Source organism: Arthrobacter sp. GQ119 (genome assembly GCF_059759125.1).
Genome location: NZ_JCAXEA010000018.1, coordinates 81,509 through 98,338, shown reverse-complemented (window position 1 = coordinate 98,338; position 16,830 = coordinate 81,509). Strand labels below are relative to the sequence as shown.

15 protein-coding genes and 1 tRNA gene are annotated in these 16,830 nt (G+C 67.3%); 8 read left to right on the top strand and 8 right to left on the bottom strand.

What is annotated here, in order from left to right; genetic code table 11:
- Positions 1 to 131: 131 nt before the first annotated feature.
- From AC6CH3_RS16925 to AC6CH3_RS16900, 6 genes are all read right to left on the bottom strand, one after another.
- Positions 132 to 1,175: a phosphotransferase enzyme family protein gene (locus AC6CH3_RS16925; protein ID WP_498133511.1), complete on the bottom strand. Its 1,044-nt coding sequence runs from the start codon at positions 1,173 to 1,175 to the stop codon at positions 132 to 134.
- A complete protein-coding gene (locus AC6CH3_RS16920) occupies positions 1,172 to 2,212 on the bottom strand; it encodes a phosphotransferase (RefSeq protein WP_498133510.1) in 1,041 nt (346 codons plus the stop codon). The genes AC6CH3_RS16925 and AC6CH3_RS16920 overlap by 4 nt, the downstream gene beginning before the upstream one ends.
- 43 nt (positions 2,213 to 2,255) lie before the next feature.
- Positions 2,256 to 4,238, bottom strand: a complete 1,983-nt coding sequence (locus tag AC6CH3_RS16915) for an ABC transporter ATP-binding protein (RefSeq protein WP_498133509.1) — start codon at positions 4,236 to 4,238, stop codon at positions 2,256 to 2,258.
- Complete coding sequence (locus AC6CH3_RS16910; protein WP_498133508.1) at positions 4,235 to 5,260, bottom strand: phosphotransferase family protein; 1,026 nt, start codon at positions 5,258 to 5,260, stop codon at positions 4,235 to 4,237. Before AC6CH3_RS16910 ends, AC6CH3_RS16915 begins: the two co-directional genes overlap by 4 nt.
- Entirely contained in the window at positions 5,257 to 8,787 is a 3,531-nt protein-coding gene (locus AC6CH3_RS16905; RefSeq protein WP_498133507.1) for a glycogen/starch synthase, read from the bottom strand. Before AC6CH3_RS16905 ends, AC6CH3_RS16910 begins: the two co-directional genes overlap by 4 nt.
- 248 nt (positions 8,788 to 9,035) lie before the next feature.
- Complete coding sequence (locus tag AC6CH3_RS16900) at positions 9,036 to 9,599, bottom strand: SRPBCC family protein (RefSeq protein WP_498133506.1); 564 nt, start codon at positions 9,597 to 9,599, stop codon at positions 9,036 to 9,038.
- A gap of 189 nt (positions 9,600 to 9,788) precedes the next feature.
- Here AC6CH3_RS16900 and AC6CH3_RS16895 point away from each other — a divergent pair, with 189 nt between their 5' ends.
- Complete coding sequence (locus tag AC6CH3_RS16895; RefSeq protein ID WP_498133505.1) at positions 9,789 to 10,127, top strand: hypothetical protein; 339 nt, start codon at positions 9,789 to 9,791, stop codon at positions 10,125 to 10,127.
- A 117-nt stretch (positions 10,128 to 10,244) separates the two neighbouring features.
- Here the strand turns inward: AC6CH3_RS16895 and AC6CH3_RS16890 are convergent.
- Positions 10,245 to 10,334, bottom strand: a tRNA-Ser gene (locus AC6CH3_RS16890).
- 149 nt (positions 10,335 to 10,483) lie between these two features.
- Here AC6CH3_RS16890 and AC6CH3_RS16885 point away from each other — a divergent pair.
- From AC6CH3_RS16885 to AC6CH3_RS16870, 4 genes are read left to right on the top strand one after another with little or no spacing between them, the layout of a single operon-like run.
- A complete protein-coding gene (locus tag AC6CH3_RS16885) occupies positions 10,484 to 11,509 on the top strand; it encodes a zinc-dependent alcohol dehydrogenase (protein WP_498133504.1) in 1,026 nt (341 codons plus the stop codon).
- A gap of 3 nt (positions 11,510 to 11,512) precedes the next feature.
- On the top strand, positions 11,513 to 11,905 hold the full coding sequence (locus AC6CH3_RS16880) for a 6-pyruvoyl trahydropterin synthase family protein (RefSeq protein WP_498133503.1): 393 nt from the start codon (positions 11,513 to 11,515) through the stop codon (positions 11,903 to 11,905).
- Between the two features lie 7 nt (positions 11,906 to 11,912).
- Positions 11,913 to 13,022, top strand: coding sequence for a glycosyltransferase family 4 protein (locus AC6CH3_RS16875; protein WP_498133502.1), 1,110 nt, complete (start codon positions 11,913 to 11,915; stop codon positions 13,020 to 13,022).
- A 29-nt stretch (positions 13,023 to 13,051) separates the two neighbouring features.
- Positions 13,052 to 14,311: a DNA glycosylase AlkZ-like family protein gene (locus tag AC6CH3_RS16870; protein ID WP_498133501.1), complete on the top strand. Its 1,260-nt coding sequence runs from the start codon at positions 13,052 to 13,054 to the stop codon at positions 14,309 to 14,311.
- A 6-nt stretch (positions 14,312 to 14,317) separates the two neighbouring features.
- On the opposite strand, the gene AC6CH3_RS16865 is transcribed toward AC6CH3_RS16870, so the two are convergent.
- Complete coding sequence (locus AC6CH3_RS16865) at positions 14,318 to 14,830, bottom strand: nucleoside deaminase (protein WP_498133500.1); 513 nt, start codon at positions 14,828 to 14,830, stop codon at positions 14,318 to 14,320.
- A gap of 59 nt (positions 14,831 to 14,889) precedes the next feature.
- Here AC6CH3_RS16865 and AC6CH3_RS16860 point away from each other — a divergent pair, with 59 nt between their 5' ends.
- From AC6CH3_RS16860 to AC6CH3_RS16850, 3 genes are read left to right on the top strand one after another with little or no spacing between them, the layout of a single operon-like run.
- Positions 14,890 to 15,732, top strand: coding sequence for a phosphatase PAP2 family protein (locus AC6CH3_RS16860; RefSeq protein ID WP_498133499.1), 843 nt, complete (start codon positions 14,890 to 14,892; stop codon positions 15,730 to 15,732).
- Positions 15,733 to 15,744: 12 nt separating this feature from the next.
- Positions 15,745 to 16,380 (top strand): uracil phosphoribosyltransferase, encoded by a 636-nt coding sequence (gene upp / locus AC6CH3_RS16855; protein WP_498133498.1) that lies wholly within the window; start codon positions 15,745 to 15,747, stop codon positions 16,378 to 16,380.
- A 60-nt stretch (positions 16,381 to 16,440) separates the two neighbouring features.
- A complete protein-coding gene (locus AC6CH3_RS16850; protein ID WP_498133497.1) occupies positions 16,441 to 16,818 on the top strand; it encodes a VOC family protein in 378 nt (125 codons plus the stop codon).
- Positions 16,819 to 16,830 lie beyond the last annotated feature (12 nt).

Below are 16,830 nucleotides of genomic sequence, written 5' to 3'. Positions count from 1 at the left end.
ATCAGGGTGGCGTGGACTCAAGATTTCGTGGGCAGCAGCTGGTCGCCAAGAACTCCCTCACGGCGGCGAGTAATCAGGATAAAGGGAGCCGGGATCCACTCCCGCTACCCGGGCCACGTGAGACCGCAGTGCTATCCGCCCCGCCAAAAACCTGTCTCGTTGCATCCTGGAACTGAACATGTTCCCCCCATAGCTCCGCGGCAGGCGGCCGCCAAAGCATCCCGGTGTTCGTCCAGCCAGGCGAGTCGGTCGTCCTCCTGACGGATCTTCGCGTGGTCGTTGTCGGACAGCGGCTCCCCGTCCCGGAGGCGGCTACGCCGCCCCAAGCCCCGCTTCAGCCGCTTGGCCTCCAGCAGTAGTGGGAGCGCCTCCACCTCGGCTGCAGCGGGCCGCACCTCCCCGCTGTAGGCCACGAGCAGTTCGGTGACGCGGCCGAGGTCGAGCGCCACCTTGTTGTTGGCCTCCCCGTCGCGGGTGTAGACCTTGCTGACGTCGTGAACGGCAACCGCGAGATCCAGGACCCTGACGTCCGCGTGGGCGCTGTCGAAGTCCAGGACCCCCGCCACCTGGTCGCCGGTGAAGACGAGGCTGCCGCGCCGTGCGCCGCCGTGCACGACGACCCGGGGCAGGTCCGGCAGCAGCCCGGTCAAATGTTCGACCACCTGCAGTGTGCGGGTCCGCAGTGCCTGATCGACCTCGTGTTCACCTCGGTTGCGTAATTCCGTGAGCACGGGCGGTTCGGCTGGCGGCGCGGGCTGGTCAGCAATGACCCGGTGGTACTGGGCGACTGTCCGGCCCAGTGCCCGCACGTGCTCCCGCGAGCCGTCGTCGAATGGCGTCCCCTCGACGCCTCGGGTGGCGATCCACAGCCTGCCCGCGATCTCTACGTGGTCCGAGCCGTTGCAGGTTGGGACCACCTCCGGAGCCGGGAACCCCCTGTTCCGGAGCAGTTGCATCAGGTGCAACTGGCCGGTGAGCTCGTCACGTGACTTGGACCGGTAGGAGCGGCGCAGGTAGTGGGTGCCGTGCGCGGCGGCCACCCGTAGGTGCTCGTTCTTGCCCCCTGGTACGGGGGTGACAGAGGTCCAGCCACCGAGTGGCCACAGGCTGGCGAGCTCGGCCAGTGGGAGTTCCTGCCCGGCACGATCCAGCAGTATGCCTTCCGACGAAATCATGCTCCTGCCCATCCCTCTGCGACGCGCTCGAACTCGTCCCTATAGAGCCGGAACAGGGCGTTCCCACCGTTCCGCCAGTCGGCATCCCCGCTTTTGAACTCTCGGTTGAGGCTGTGAAAGATGTAACGTGCCCAGTGGAAGCGGAGGTTCACCAACCGGTCCCCGTCGGTCGCTTCCCGGTAGGCAGCGAGGAATGCATCGCATGGCCGGTCGGCCCGCCTGATGTCACCGGTGGTCGAGTGCATGCTCTGGCGCAACCGGTGCAGGAACTCGGCGACATCCCGGGCCGGGTCGGCCGGTGCGCTGCGGTCCAGGTCGATGACCGTCACGACGTCATCGGTCAGGAAGACGTGGATTGGCCGGTATTGCCCGTGGCTTTGGGCCACGATGCCGTCCACGGTATCCAGGCTGAGGGCGTCCAGGCGATCGAGCATGCCCAGGGCCTGATCGACGTAGCCGGGCTGGTCAACGGCGACCTTGGCCAGCCGCTTGGCCAGGCTCGTCAACTCTCCTGTCGCCAGGAGAGAGCGTGGGGCGCCGACCCGAATGTCCAGTCCGTGCAGGTGGGCCAGCCACGTGCCGGCGCGGGCGGCGCCTTCGGCGAGGGCATTGCCGTCCCCGTCGAGCAGCTGCGACAGCGGCTGACCGGGTGCTCCCCGGCAGAGCAGGACATTCTCCTCCCCGTACCACGCGAGCGGCTCTACGGCCTGGTACCGGGAGCCGGCCCCGAGCCCGGCAGCGCGCAGGGCGTGCAACTTTGCGTGGACCTCAGGACCGTCCTCGAAGGGGAACAGCTTGGCGAATACGGGGGACCCGCCGTCGAGTTCGATCTGCACGGTTGCTGCCCCGCTGCCGTCCAGTTGGATCACCTTGGTCGTCCACGTCCCGCCGCGCGGCGTGAGCTCTGTGACCAGGTGCGGCCGGACGTACCGGTCGAGGAACTCAGGGGCGCAGACCCGTTGGGCTCGTTCGCTCTGCTGCTCCTTTACCTGGCGGTTCTGGAGGCGGTTCCGGGTACGGCTCTGGATGCGGTTCATGCGTTCTCCTTAATGGAGTAAGGGTTGTCGGTGAGCCGGCGCACTACGGGCGGAGTCGGGCTTCAGGTGGAAACTGGGCTCGGTCGCGGTGGGGTTCCCCCTGCTGGGTGGCGGGCTGGTCGGCTTCAACGTCCAGAGGAGGCGGGTCCTGGCGCCCGTCGGCGGCGCTGTCCTTCAGGGCCGCCCGGGAGTCGATGATCCCTTGGATGAGGCACATCTCGGTATAGAGTCCGCCCGCCGCGATGAGCTGGTGGTGGGTACCGCGTTCCACCACCCGCCCTGCTTCAAGTACGACGATCTCGTCCGCGGACATCGCGGCTGCCATTCGGTGCGTGATGATCACCGTGGTCCGCCCCGAGCTGACGTGCCGCAGTGCACGGAGCACGGCGTCCTCGGAACGGGCGTCCAGCCCAGTCGTCGGCTCGTCGAGCACGAGGACTGGGCAACCCTGCAGGACCGCACGCGCCAGTGCCAACCGCTGTCTCTGCCCTCCGGACAACGTCGCCCCGCGCTCGGCGAGGATCGTCTCGTACCCGTCCGGTAGTGCCTGGACAAAGTCGTGGGCCTGGGCTACGCGGGCAGCGTGCTCGATCTCGTCCGCGGAGGCGCCAGGACGGGCGTACGCGATATTCTCCCGCACGGACACCCGGAACAGTACCGCGTCCTGCGTGACCAGCCCGACCTGGGTGTGCAGGCTCTCGCCTGTCAGATCGCGCAGGTCCGCGTCGTCCAGGAGGACTCGGCCGCTGGTGGGGTCTTCCAGCCGGCACAGCAGGGCGGCGATCGTCGACTTCCCCGCGCCCGTAGGTCCAACGATGGCGAGGGTGTTACCCACGGGCACGGTCAGGTCCACGTCCCGCAGGACGGGCTGGCCCTTGGTGTAAGCGAATCCCACCCCGTCGAGGCTCAGCCTGTTCCTTGGTGGGCCGGCGACGAGCGCACCTGGCTTGTCCTGCACGTCCGGGCGGCGCCGGAGGGTGTCGGCGATGCGGGCGGCGCGGACGCCGGCACGGGTCAGCTGGGCGGGCAGTTTGGACAATGCCCGGGTGGGGCCGAAGAAGTCACGCAGGTACGACGTGAAAATCACCAGGTCGCCGGGGGTGAGGGCACCCTCCAGCACGCGCTGGGCGCCGAGCCAGATGAGACCAGTGGTGGCCACGGCCACCACTGCGTCCACCGCGGCACTGAAGGCGGCACTCGTGCGCGCCGACCGGAGTACCGCCGCGACCGAGGCATCGGAATGGCGCCGGAAGCGGCGGGACTCGTGCTCTTCCCGCCCGGTGGCCTTGACCAGCTTGATCGCCACTAACGCCTCCTGCGCCACGGCCGCCAGGCCGCCCTCGCTCTCGCGGGAGCTCTCCTCCACCGCCCGGATGCGGGCGCGGAAGCTGGCGACCGTGAGCAGGAGCAGGGGCAGCACCAGAAGCAGCGCCACGCTGAGCTGCCAGTCCAGGACCAGCAGCACCCCCGCCATGCCCGCCAGCGTGAGAACGTGCGTCGAGGCGTCGACGAACGTCACGGTGAGCAGCGCTCGCACTTTGTCGACGTCCCCCGTCAGGCGCGTGGTCAGTTCACCGGTCGGCGTCCGCTCGTGGTAGCGGAGGGGCAGCCGCTGCAGGTGGTCGTACAGCCGTGTACGAATGGCTGCGGCCACGCGTTCGCCGACCACAGTCAGGGCGTAGCTCCGCGCGGCCCCGACCAGGGAGTCCAGGACGGCGATGCCGGCCAGCGCCACGACGATGAGGACGAGGATGTACTGAACGTCCTGACCGGTCGGATTGCCGCTGGGCAGCAGCACTTCGTCGAAGAGATATTTCAGTGGCCATGGCTTGAGCAGCGCGACACCCGTACCGGCGACGGCGAGCAGTCCGGCCAGCAGGCAGCCCGGCCATTGGGGCCGCAGAAAGGGCCCGAAGGTCCGCAGGATCATGCGGGCGGGCATGACAGGTATGGGGGAGGCGCCCGATGCGCGCCGCCTTGCCGCGGCGTCGGGACCAGTGTCCCGGGTGGTGCGCGATCGGCTCATCGGTACCCGCCCACCGCCGCGGCCTCGACGGCCGCCTCCCAGGCATCGAGCCAGCCAGGCACGAACGAGGTGTCCCTGACCGGCCGGACCACGAGGCGGTAGAAGAGGACCTCGGCGAAGGTTCGGGCTACGTATGCAGGGGCGGAGCGGACGGCACCGGCGTCCCCGCCGCCGTCGGAGTAACCGTCCAGGAAGGCATCCACCCAGGGCGCGGCGGCCTCCAGGGTTCCATGCCGCGAGGCACCCATGGTGATGGTCTGCCCGATGAAGTGGCCGAGGTCCCGCGCGGCGGGAGCCCAAGCTGCCCGGTCAAAGTCGATGACCATGACACAGTGTCGGTCCAGATGGATGTTCTTGGGCTGGAAGTCACCGTGGGTCAGCACCCGAGAGCCGCCAGCCCCGGCCAGCCCCTCCAAGGTTCCCGCCGTGAGCTCGCCCAGTCGGACGGCGGTCTGTGGCAGAATCCCGGCCAATGCCGCGGCGTATTCGGTGAGTTTGAGCCGCTCGAAGTCCACTTTGAGGTCCGGCACTTCCACGTCCTTGACATTGTGCAGGCGGGCGAGCCAGCGCCCGGCCCGCCCGGCTTCGGGTGCGGCCGGCCCCGGGTCACCGGTCAGGAGCGAGTGCAGCGTCGTGCTCGGCGCCTCCTCCTGTGCCAGGAGCTGGCGGGTCGGGTCGAAGCCGTACGGCGCGGGAACCCGGAACGGGGGGCCGCCGAAGCCGGCCCCATGCAGGCTTCTCAGCAACCGCCACGCCTGCTCGCCGCCGCCCGCACGGTAGCCCTTGCCGATTACCGCCAGCGGAGCCGAGGGCCGCCTGCCGGAGTCGAGGGTGATGGTCCATCTGACCACCGGCCGGCTGCGGGAGGCGTGTACGACCGAACGTGTGAGCACCTGCGGCGGACCCGGTGGCAGGGCATCGAGCGGTGGAGGCGAGACGAGCAGCGTCTCGGCGATCGCGATCCGCTCCGTCCGTGAGTCACCGGCAGATGTGGCCGCGACGGCGCCCGTGCCGGCGCTCACGTCCGGCCTCCCATCAGGTCGCGGGCAGTCAGGTCCGCGAGTCGTTCCCGGCCCGCCTGCACGGCTATACGGGCCATGTCGTCATCGATGTCGCCGACCCCGATAAGCAAGTGGAAGGACGGCTCCCGGGCGCGCATCCGGATGAGGACGCCGTGACCTGGATCCGGCCTGTCGGGGTCGCACCAGGTTGTATCCTCGTCGCTGGCCAGAGCGATCCACACGCCCGCTTCGCGGTTGCAGGCGCCCCGCCAGTTCCGTCCTCCGCGACGCTGCAGATCTGCCGTACCATTGCGGAGCAGCCGGTAGTAGTCCGGCGACAGGCAGGTCTCCACGGTAATTTCGGCTGTTGCCGTTGGCACGTCGTAGGACACCAGCAGTGCGGGGCTGACATCGTCGATAATGATCCGTTTGCGCAGCCCCTGCAACGGACTGTCCTCCTCCACGTTCTCCAACTCCACCCGGATCATCCCGTCTGCGGAGTGGACCGTAACGTCATGTCGGTCGTTGATGCCCCCGCCGTCGGCGAGCCCGCCGGGGTGGTTGGCCGGGACATGCATGTAGGTGTTCAACTCCTCCTGGCAGTTCCAGTCGTCGGTGGGGTTTCCGATAACCAGTACGCCTCCGTCCGGGCCGCGGTATGCCAGATAGATCAGACGCCCACCGCATGCCGGCGAAAGCACGGCGAACAGGTGTTTGCTCCTCAGGACCAGCTCCTCCGTGCCGTCATCGTCAATGTCGGTCAGTTCGGCCCCGAGCACGCGGGTGGAGCCGGCGAACCATCGGGCAGCCGAAGCCAGCACACTGGCTGCGCGCGCATGGCTTGCCACCGCCTTGGCCCAGGCGGCGGGAGGTCGCTCCGGCTGGTCCGTGTCGTGCCACGCCGTCTCGTATGCCGAAGCCAACAGGTGTTTCCAAGCCAGCGCAGTCAGCCGCGGCTCGGCACCGGCGCGTTCCGCGGCGGCTATGGCGCGGCGGGCTCGGGCAAGGTGCTCCTGGTAGGGGCGCCAGGCCTCGTCCTGGCTCCAGCCCGAATAGTCCTCTCCGGCATGCCAATCCTGAGCCAGCTCAACGAAGGTACCGCGTTCGACCATGCGGACGCCCGGGACACGTCGGCGCTGGCCGAGCCACGATGGCAGATCCACCGGAACGAGGTTCGACTGGGTGGCCAGCCATCGCAGAAACTCCTCGTACCGTCCGAGGGCACTGGGGTGCCACGGACCTACTCCGGCACTCTTCTCCATGTCGTCCGCATACACCAGGACGGTGTCATCACCGGGGGCGGTGGAGAGTTCAGCCATGCGCGACAGGCTGCGCCAGTGGCTTCGGTCATCTGGGGGAACCCAGTAGCGCAGCCGGGTCGACATCGGCACAACCTGCAGGCCGTTGCCTCCCTCGATGCGGTAGGGGCGGAGGGCGTCGGCCGGAGGAGGGCTGGCCGGATCGGCACCGTCGAAGTCCGCCCTGTCACTGCCTCCGCGGGTACTGTCAGTGGGATACAGCAGCCGGTCATCGAGCAGGACGTAACGGTAGCCGCCGTTCGGCAGGGTGGGGTCTGTCAGGTCTCCAGCGAGGCGATCGGTATCCCAAACCCGTTCGGGAACCCAGCAAATCTCCAGATCGTCCGGCGTGCATCCCAGATGGCGCCGGTATAGCCAGAACAGCTCGTGCAGCTGTCGTCGATTGAACTCCGGGTCGAAGGCGGTGAGGACGTTTTCCGAGTAGGTTCCGCCGATGAGCGAGAGCAGTCCGACGTCGCGCAGCCTCCGCACGTCGGCGAGGAACCAAGGGTGGTGCCACGCCGCCGCCTCGACCATTGTCCCGGACAGGTGGAGGTTGATCGGAGTGCGAAATTTCTCGTGTAGCCGCAGCAGCGCCGCATACCCGGTCACCAGCGAGGTCAGGCCTTCCCGGTCATGGTAGCCGTCGGTGATCAGATACTGATTGGCGTGGTGGACGAGCGCCAGGGGGAGCGGACTCGGGCGTGTCCTCGACCGGGTCATCGGGAGGCTGGCCGGCGCTGCTCTCAAGATGACGTCCGGGCTGCGGCGCGAGCGCACGGCCTCGTCGTACAGGGCGACGTATTCGCGTGCCGGTGCCCGCCAGGAGAAGTCCGCTCCCATCGCCCGGCACTTAAGGCTATGCCATTCAGGCGGGCGCCTGTAGACAGAGAGTGCGTTGTCAACAGCTGACAGCATTGACGCTACGCGGCGTTGGACGAAGACGAAACCCAGGCCCACGGTTGGATCCTCGGCGTAATCCTTTATGGTGTCTGCAAGGCCTCCGGTGCGACGCACGATCGGGATGGTGCCGTAACGCAGAGCGATCAGTGGCGTCAGTCCGCAGGGCTCGAAAACAGACGGCGCCAGGAAGAAGTCCGAGCCTGCATAGATCTGCCGGGCCAGGGACTCCCGAGATGTGGGGTGGTACGCCACGCTGCCTGGGAAACGCCGGGCAGCCGCCTGCAGTGCACGTCGGTAGCGGAGTGTCCCCTCGCCCAGCACCACCACTTGGGCCCCCCGGGCCACAAACTGCTCCAGCGCGGAGGACAACAGGCCAATCCCCTTTTGTGACACCAGCCGGGCGACCATGCCGAAGAGCGGACGGTCCGGTGCGCGCTCGAGGTTGCTCATCTGCTGCAGGACGGCCTTGTTCGCAAGCTTGCCGGCATCGAAGGAGCCGTCGTAGCGCGTGGCGATCCACGGGTCCACTTCCGGACTGAACTCCTCGTAATCGACGCCGTTGAGAATCCCGCGTGCGTTTTCGCCACGAGTGCGCAGCAACCCGTCCATCCCCGCGCCCAGTGCAGGGGTGAGGATCTCCTGCATGTAGCGGGGACTGACGGTGTTGACCCGATCTGCGAAGGCGATCCCCCGCTCGAGAAGGCTTCCCGCCGGGGGTAGTCCGATCAGCTGGTCGGTAGCGGCTCCGACCCGCCCCTGGTAGGCGATGTTGTGGATTGTAAAGACGATCCCGGTGCGCTCCAGCGCCCGCCGGTGGGGTCCCTGCCGGGCTTCCTGGGCGACGAGCCCGCAGTGCCAGTCGTTGCAGTGGATGATGTGAGGACGCCACGCCTCCTGGGCTGCCAGCGCAGCGACAGCCTTGGAGAACAGCACAAATGGCATGACGTCGTCGTCCTGGTAGCTGTAGGGGATCTCCCGGTCGAACCACCCCGGAATGTCCAGCGTCAGCACCTCCACTTCGCCAAGGGGCGGGAGACGACGGACTGTGACTCGCTCGGCGATCGGGCCAAAGGGCACATCGAAGGTGAGGACCGGGCTGCCGCCGAGCCCTCGATAGGCCGGAATCACCAGACGGACGTTGAAGCCAAGCTCGGCCAACCTCTTCGGCAGCGCAGCGCTGACGTCAGCCAGCCCGCCCACCTTGACGAACGGGTACGCCTCCGCGCTGGCGAACAGCAAGCGCTGCGACCGTACCGGCGGATCAATGAAGAGGTCCTCGGCCGGATCGGTCTGGCGAATGGCACCGTCGGCGGTCCCGTAGTTGGACGCAGATGGATCAGGAATCATCGCTTTGCCGCTTGGTTATCATGTCCGTTCCCGCCCTTGCTGGACAATACGCTGGCAGGGAATGCATGACCGTCCCTATGCGTCCTGCAGAATCCAGCCATCTTCAAGGTCATAGGTTGCAAAAACCTTGGAGATTGAGTTCGGGCCCCCTCTTTTCGCGGGGTGATGGCGGCTGTCAGGGCTTGGAACCAGAGCCTGCCAACGGCGGATTATCACCCATACAAGTAACTAGACCACCGGCCGCGTAACTAGGCTCGCCGCCCACGCCCCGCCGACCGCGGGAACGTGGGCGGCGGTGGTGTGGGCGCCGTGTGCTGGTCCGTGGAGCCCCGCCGGCGGCGCAGCTCCAAGGCGAGGCTTTCCTGCCCCCGTGCCATGGCCCAGCGGTGGTTGACCGCAAACGCCGGTTTCAGCAGCCAGCCCAGGCGGCGGAGCAGCGGTTTGCTGGCCCTGACACGCCAGTCATACGTGATGACGGTTTCCGGGCCGTCCTGTTCGAAAAGCCAGCGGCCCGTGCCGTTGAGGTCCCCGGTGGCCCGGAGGCTGAAGCCGCTGCTGGTGATGGGTGTGGTGACGGTCAGGGTCCAGCGGAGGGTGTAGGGCAGCCACCCCTTGGTGTGAAGCCTGACCATGCCGCCGGTGCCGTCTTCCTTGCCCGCGTGGATGGGTTCCACCGACAGGTAGACCGACGGCCACCACTGCGGAAGTGTGGAAGCGTCGCCCAGAATGGCTGCCACCTCCTCCGGGGTCCCGGCCACGCGCCATACAGTGCGGAACTCGTAATCGGTGCTTCTGCCACATTGCGGATCCACTGTTGCCTCCTCGCGATTACACGTCCGGACTTCATTGAAGCGCGTGGAATGGGCCCGCTCAATGCCTTTCCGCTGGGGTCTTTGCGCCGGCTCCAAGCGGCTCCAAACCGGTTACCTGCCGTCTGTACGGGTGTAACCCGGCGCCCATAGACTGCTGACGTACGTCGCTCTCTAACGCAAGGAGAAGTCATGGATTACGCAGGGACCGGCAATGAGAAGGCTGTCGTGGCCACCGACCTCAACAGGACCCATGTAGGGCTGACGGTCAGCTTCCAGCCCGACGACGGCACCCTGGTTTTTGGTCGCATCGGCGCCATCATCCGCAAGGACACCGGAGTGACGCTTGCCCTGGAAGGTGTGGACGGCACGGGAGGGCTGCAGACGAATTACACCGTTAACCCGACCCAAAACGTGTATGTCCAGCCGGACATGCTGACTAACACCGAATCCACCATCAAGGATCTGTTTGGCAAGGTGCAGGAGAATCTGCGGGGCCACAAGGGGGACCAGAGGCCGGACGCCATGTAGCGGACGGGAACCGTCACCTCCGGGCAAGGCTATAGCCGCTTGGACGCAGGAGAGTTTCCCGCCAATGCAAAAGACCCCGGTTCCCTCTGTTTACAGGGGAACCGGGGTCTCTCTACTTGGCGGTGACGGTGGGATTTGAACCCACGTTGGCTTTGACACCAAACAACATTTCGAGTGTTGCACCTTCGGCCGCTCGGACACGTCACCAACCTGACTAGGGTACCGGAGCCAGGCCCCCAACCCCAAAACGGCGGCCGCGAACTGGCCGCCCGCGGTGTATCCGCGCGTAGACAGAGGGGCCACGCCGGGCCTCCTCTTCCGCCTGAAGATGGCTGGGCACTAGATTCATAAGCAAGATGACTACCTCTCCGCAGCACGCAGAAGCAACCGCATACTGGACGATCGGCCCTGAGCAGGGCGAGCTCCGAACCGAGGAGCTCCGGCGCCCCGGACCGGACGAGGCGCTGGTCCGCGCGCTGTATTCGGGGATCAGCAAAGGCACCGAGCTCGTGGTGCATCATGCCGCCGTTCCGCCGTGCGTCGCGGAGCAGATGCGGGCCCCGCACCAGGAGGGCTCTTTCCCCTCGCCGGTGAAGTTCGGATACCTCTCCGTCGGAGTCGTGGAGGAGGGGCCGGAAGACTGGCCCGGCCAAACGGTCTTCTGCCTCCATCCACACCAGGACCGGTACGTTGTTCCGGTCTCCGCACTGACCCGCGTTCCCGACGACGTCCCTCCCCGCCGGGCGGTGCTCACCGGCACGGTGGAGACAGCCGTCAACGCGCTGTGGGAGGCAGGGCCGAGGCTGGGCGACCGCATCGCCGTAATCGGCGCGGGACTGGTGGGCGGCATGGTGGCAACGCTGCTCCGCACCTTCCCGCTCGCGCGGCTCCAGCTCGTGGACATCGACCCCGGGCGCAAGGACCTCGCCGACGCCCTGGGCGTGGACTTTGCCCACCCGGATGACGCCCTGCCTGACTGCGACATCGTCTTCCACTGCTCCGCTTCCGAGGGCGGCCTGGAGCGCAGCCTGAAGCTCGTGGGCGACGAAGGCGAAATCATCGAGATGTCCTGGTACGCGGACCGGAAGGTTGCCCTGGCGCTCGGGGAGGATTTCCACGCCCGCAGGCTCTCCATCCGTGCAAGCCAGGTGGGTGCCGTGGCCCGGGCGCGCCGCCACCGCCGCACCAACGCCGACCGCCTGGAGACCGCGGTATCCCTTCTGAAAGACCCCGTCTTCGACGCATTCCTCACGGGCACGTCCGCGTTCAAGGAACTGCCCGACGTCGTCGAGCGGCTGTCAGACGGCGTGCTGGCAGCGCTGTGCCATGTCATCGAATACCCCGCAGCCATCGAATTCCCCACAACAGAAACCACGAGGTAACCAGTGTTCAGCCTGACCGTCCGCCGCCACTTCATGATCGCCCACAGCCTGCCCCGGGAGGCGTTCGGGCCGGCGCAGGCCCTGCACGGGGCGACCTTCGTGGCAGAGGTGAGCTTCCGCCGTCGTGCGCTCAACGACGACGCGATCGTCCTGGACATCGGCGCCGCGGGCGCGATCATCGAAAAGGTGCTCGCCGGCCTCAACTACCGGAACCTGGACGAACACCCTGACTTCGCCGGCAAGCTGAGCACCACCGAAGCACTGGCGCAGTACATCGCCGGGGCGGTGGCGGGGCAGTTGCGCGATGACGAGGACGGCCGCGAGCTGTCCGGCCTGGACGTCACGCTGCGGGAAAATCCGGATGCCTGGGCCACCTACACCCTCGATTTCGAATAGGAGCCCCATGCAGCCCCGTCCAGCCGCCGTCCGCCTGCTCGTTCCCGGCAATATCGTCCACAACTCCGGCGGCAACGTCTATAACGCGTCCCTCGTGCGCGGGCTCGCCCTGCTGGGCGTCAGCGCGACCGTGGAACGCGTGGACGGTAACTGGCCGGTGGGCAGCAGTGAAGACCGACGGCGGTTCGCCCGCCTCTTGGGGGAGGGTTCCCCTACCCCGGACCAGGGACCCGCGGCGGGTGGAACGGTCACGATAGTGGACGGGCTCATCGCCTCCGGGGCCCCGGAAGCCCTGGAAGCAGCAGCCGCGGGCGGGCAGCAGCCGTGGATCCTGCTGCACATGGTCCTGGCCGACCATCCGGAGCTGGAGATCCGCGCCCTCCGCGCCGCGGCCGGCGTGATCTGTACCAGTGGCTCCGTGGCCGCCGAGATCACCCGCCGCCACGGCGCCGGCAACGTGCACGTGGCGCTCCCCGGAACGGACCTGGCGGAACTGGCTGAAGGCTCGGAACCGCCGCATCTGGTTTCCGTGGCGGCCCTGCTGCCAAACAAGGACCAGTTGATCCTCCTGGGCGCCCTGTCACGGCTGCAGGACCTGCCGTGGACGGCGGCCCTGGTCGGTTCCGATGAGGCGGACCCTGACTACGCCCGGGAGGTGAGAGCGGCGCTGCAGGAGTCCGGCCTGGAGGGCCGCGTGCGCCTCCCCGGTGAGCTGAAGGGGCAGGCGCTGGAGAACGAATGGCACGCGGCAGACCTGAGCCTGCTTGTCTCCAAGGTGGAGGCCTTCGGCATGGCGGTCACCGAGTCGTTGGCGCGTGGCGTGCCGGTGGTGGTCCGCGCCGGCACTGGAGCGGTGGAGGCCCTAAGCCTGGGTGCGCCGCACGGGGCAAGGCTGGAAGGCGACGAATCCGCGCTGCCAGGGGCCGTCGTCGTCCTTGACTCGGACCCGGCCCCGCTCGCGGCAGCGCTGCGGGGCTGGCTCACTTCGCCGGAGCAGCAGGCCGCGTGGCGCCGTGCGACGCTCGCGGGCAGGGAACGGCTGCCGGGCTGGGATGCGACGGCCCGGTCCGTCCTGGACGTCGTCGGCGAAGCGACGCCGCAGGCCGGGCATTCCTAGCCCCCGGGATGCTGATGGACAATGAGCCCATGACTACCCACCTCTCGACCCCTGACAGCGTCGGCGCCGACGGTCTCCACGCTGAACGGCTCACACCCGCGCTGCTCCGGGCGTGGGCCTGGCACAAACAGGGGCTGGACGGCACGCTCGCCGGTGCCACGCCGGAAGAGGTTTTCGCCCGCGCCGGTTGGGCACGGTCTGTGGGTGGGGCCAATCCCTACCTCACGCTCTTTGCGCGGGCCGGGATCCGCCGCGAACAAGTCGACCAGGACGTCCTGGACCTGAAAATCCAAGAGCTTCCCACGGCGCGGGGCTGCACCTACGTCCTGGGGCGGGCGGACTTCGAATGGGCCCTGAGCCTGGGCAAGAACGCCGAAGAGGCCTTCAGGGTCCTGGCCCGGCTGGGTGTGGACCGCGGCGAGATCACCCTGCTCGAAGAACAGATCCTGCACGTGCTCTCTGAAGCCGAAGGTCCCATGGACCCCAAACAGCTCAAGGATGAACTGGGCGAATCCGTCCGGAGCCTCGGCGACGAGGGCAAGAAAAAGGGTGTGTCCACCACCTTGCCGACGGCACTGGGGCTGCTGCAGGCGGACGGCCGGATCCGCCGGGTTCCCATCAACGGGCGCCTGGACCAGCAGCGCTACGCCTACACCCTCTGGGGGTTGCCGCGCACCGCCCTCGGCCCCGAGGACGCCCGCGCCGAGCTGATCCGCCGCTACCTGGGCTGGACCGGCGGCGCCACCCTCAGGCAGTCCCAGTGGTTCACCGGGTTCACCGTCACCCAGAGCAAAGCGGCGCTGGCCGCCGCTGACGCCGTCGAGATTCCCACCGCCGGGATTACTACCGCCGGAGGCGGGGCCCTGTGGATGCTGCCCGACGACGTCGACCGCCTCAGCGCGTTTACGGCACCAGGGAAGGAACAGATCCAACTGCTGGCTGGAACTGACTCGCTGGTGCTGCAGCGGCGAAACTCTGCTGACCTGTTCGCCGAGGCGGACAAAGGCAGGAAGCTGCTGAATTCCACCCTGGCCCTGCAGGCGGACCTCCCGGACCACCCCATCCTGGACCGCGGACGCATCATCGGACTCTGGCAGTACGACCCCGGCAAAGCGCGGATCGCCCACTGGGTCTTCGACGGTCCCACCCCTGCCGTTACACGACGCATCGCCGAGGTGGAGGCCTGGATCCAGGAGGACCTCGGCGATTTCCGGTCCTACAGCCTGGATTCACCGGCGTCCCGGCAGGAGCGGATCGACGCGCTAAATGCTGCCGGCGGCCAGGGTTAGGGAGCCCTACAAGCGCTGGGACCCCCGGTGCGCGGCGAAGAATTCCCGCAGCACGGCACCGCACTCCTCTTCCTGGACGCCCGCATAAACCTCCACCCAGTGGTTGAGGCGGCGCTCGCGGAGGATGTCGAAGACGGACCCGGCCGCTCCGGCCTTCTCATCCCAGGCGCCGAACACCACGCGGTGGATCCTCGCCAGCACGATCGCCCCGGCGCACATGGCGCATGGTTCCAGTGTCACCACGAGGGTGCAGTCCTCGAGCCGCCAGCCGTCTCCACGGCCGCCCTGGCGCACAGCCTGTTCGCGGAGCCGGGCGGCCGCCTCCCGGATGGCGACGACTTCGGCGTGGGCAGTAGGGTCGCCCAGCGCCTCACGTTCGTTCCGTCCGGATCCCAGCACCGTGCCGTCGGGACCGATGACGACGGCGCCGATGGGCACGTCCTCGGTGGCCAGCGCTCGCCGGGCTTCTTCGAGGGCAAGGCCCATCCATTCGAGGTGTTGCGGATCTGCCGGTGCCATGGCTCAATGATAGTTTCGAAGGGTACTTAGCTTCGGACAGCGCGTTACCGGGAGAGATGATGAAATCCCTGCATGATCGGTTTGGCCGGTGGCTCGGCCCGTACGCGGCGCTGTGGATCACACTCATAGTGGGCGGCTTCCTGGTCATCTCCCTTGCGCTGCTTGGGGCCGAGGTGTACGAGAGTGTTGTAGCCAAAGACGGCGTTGCCGGCCTGGACCAGCCGACCCTTGAGATCGCCAAGCAATACCGAAACCCCGGCCTGGATGCCGCGGTGACGGCGTTCACCAACATAGGCGGCGGCATCGGCATGCCCATTCTGGCCAGCATCCTCGTTGCCTGGCTGACCTATGTCAGCCGGAGCTGGCGGCCCCTCATCCTTGTGGGTGGGGCGGCGGCAGTATCAATCACAGCCACCACTGTGGGCAAGACGCTCATGGGCCGGGTCCGCCCGGAACATATCGACGCCGTTCCGCCGTTCGAGTTTTCGCCCTCGTTCCCCAGCGGACACACCCTAAACACCACGGTGGTGATTGGCGTGGTGGTATACCTGATGTGCCTGCAGACGTACAGGAACCTGGTCCGGGCGGCATTCATCACGGTGGGCATGCTGTTCATCATCGCCATGGGCCTGAGCCGGGTGTTCCTGGGCCACCACTGGATGACCGATGTGATGGCGGCGTGGCTGCTCGGCTTCGCGTGGGTGGGCATGGTGATCCTGGCACACCGGCTGTTCCACATCATCCGGCGCCGTGAGCATGCAGGTCCCGCTCCCACCTTCGAGCACCCGGCCCACATGCCAAATAAGGAGTCCTCTGACATAGGCGAATCCGAAGCGGAGAAAGGCTCCGACGGCACTGCCGCAAGGGGCGGAAGCCACGGCGGGGGGCCGCCCTCCGGGTGATAGTTTTGACCCATGCGAACTCTCGTCGTGGACCACCCGCTGGTCGCCCACAAACTCACCGTCCTGCGGGATAAGAACACACCGTCCCCCGTTTTCCGCCAGCTGGCCGAGGAGCTCGTCACCCTCCTCGCCTATGAGGCAACCCGAGACGTCCGCACCGAGCCTGTCACCATCGAGACCCCGATCGCCACCACCGTCGGCACCGCATTCACCAAGCCCACACCGCTGGTTGTACCGATTCTCCGGGCGGGACTGGGCATGCTCGAAGGGATGACCAAACTGGTCCCCACCGCCGAGGTCGGTTTCCTCGGCATGGCCCGCGACGAGGAAACCCTCGATATCATCACCTACGCCGAGCGGCTGCCGGAAAACCTCACGGACCGGCAGATCTTCGTTTTGGACCCGATGCTCGCCACCGGGGGCACGCTGCGGGAGGCCATCAAGTTCCTCTTCAAACGCGGAGCTTCCGACGTCACGTGCATCTGCCTGCTGGCCGCCCCTGAGGGCCTGGCCAAACTCGAGGAAGAACTCTCCGACGCCAACGTCACCATCGTCCTCGCTTCGATTGACGAGAAACTGAACGAGAAGTCCTACATCGTGCCCGGCCTGGGCGACGCCGGTGACCGCCTGTACGGCATCGCCCACTGACTTCGGCTACCTTGCCCGGACCCTTCCGGATGGTTCTGCCGCCGGGATAGCCTGTGCACCATGGACTGGAAACTTGAACTCATCTTTGTCCCGGTGTCCGATGTGGACCGAGCCAAGGACTTCTACGTCAACAAGGTCGGCTTCAACGCCGATTACGACGAGAGGCCCATGGACGGTCTCCGTTTCGTCCAGCTCACCCCTCCGGGTTCCGGCTGCTCGATTGCCATCGGCGAGGGCCTCAACGAGGCTCCTCCCGGTACAGCACCCGGCCTCCAGCTTGTGGTCAGCGACATCCACAAAGCCCACGATCAGCTGAAGGCCAACGGCGTGGACGTCAGCGACGTCGATGTGCAGGACTGGGGCCACTTTGTCTACTTTGCCGATCCCGACGGCAACAAGTGGGCGGTGCAGTACATGGCCCACCGGCCGAACGGCTAAACGTCCTCCCTG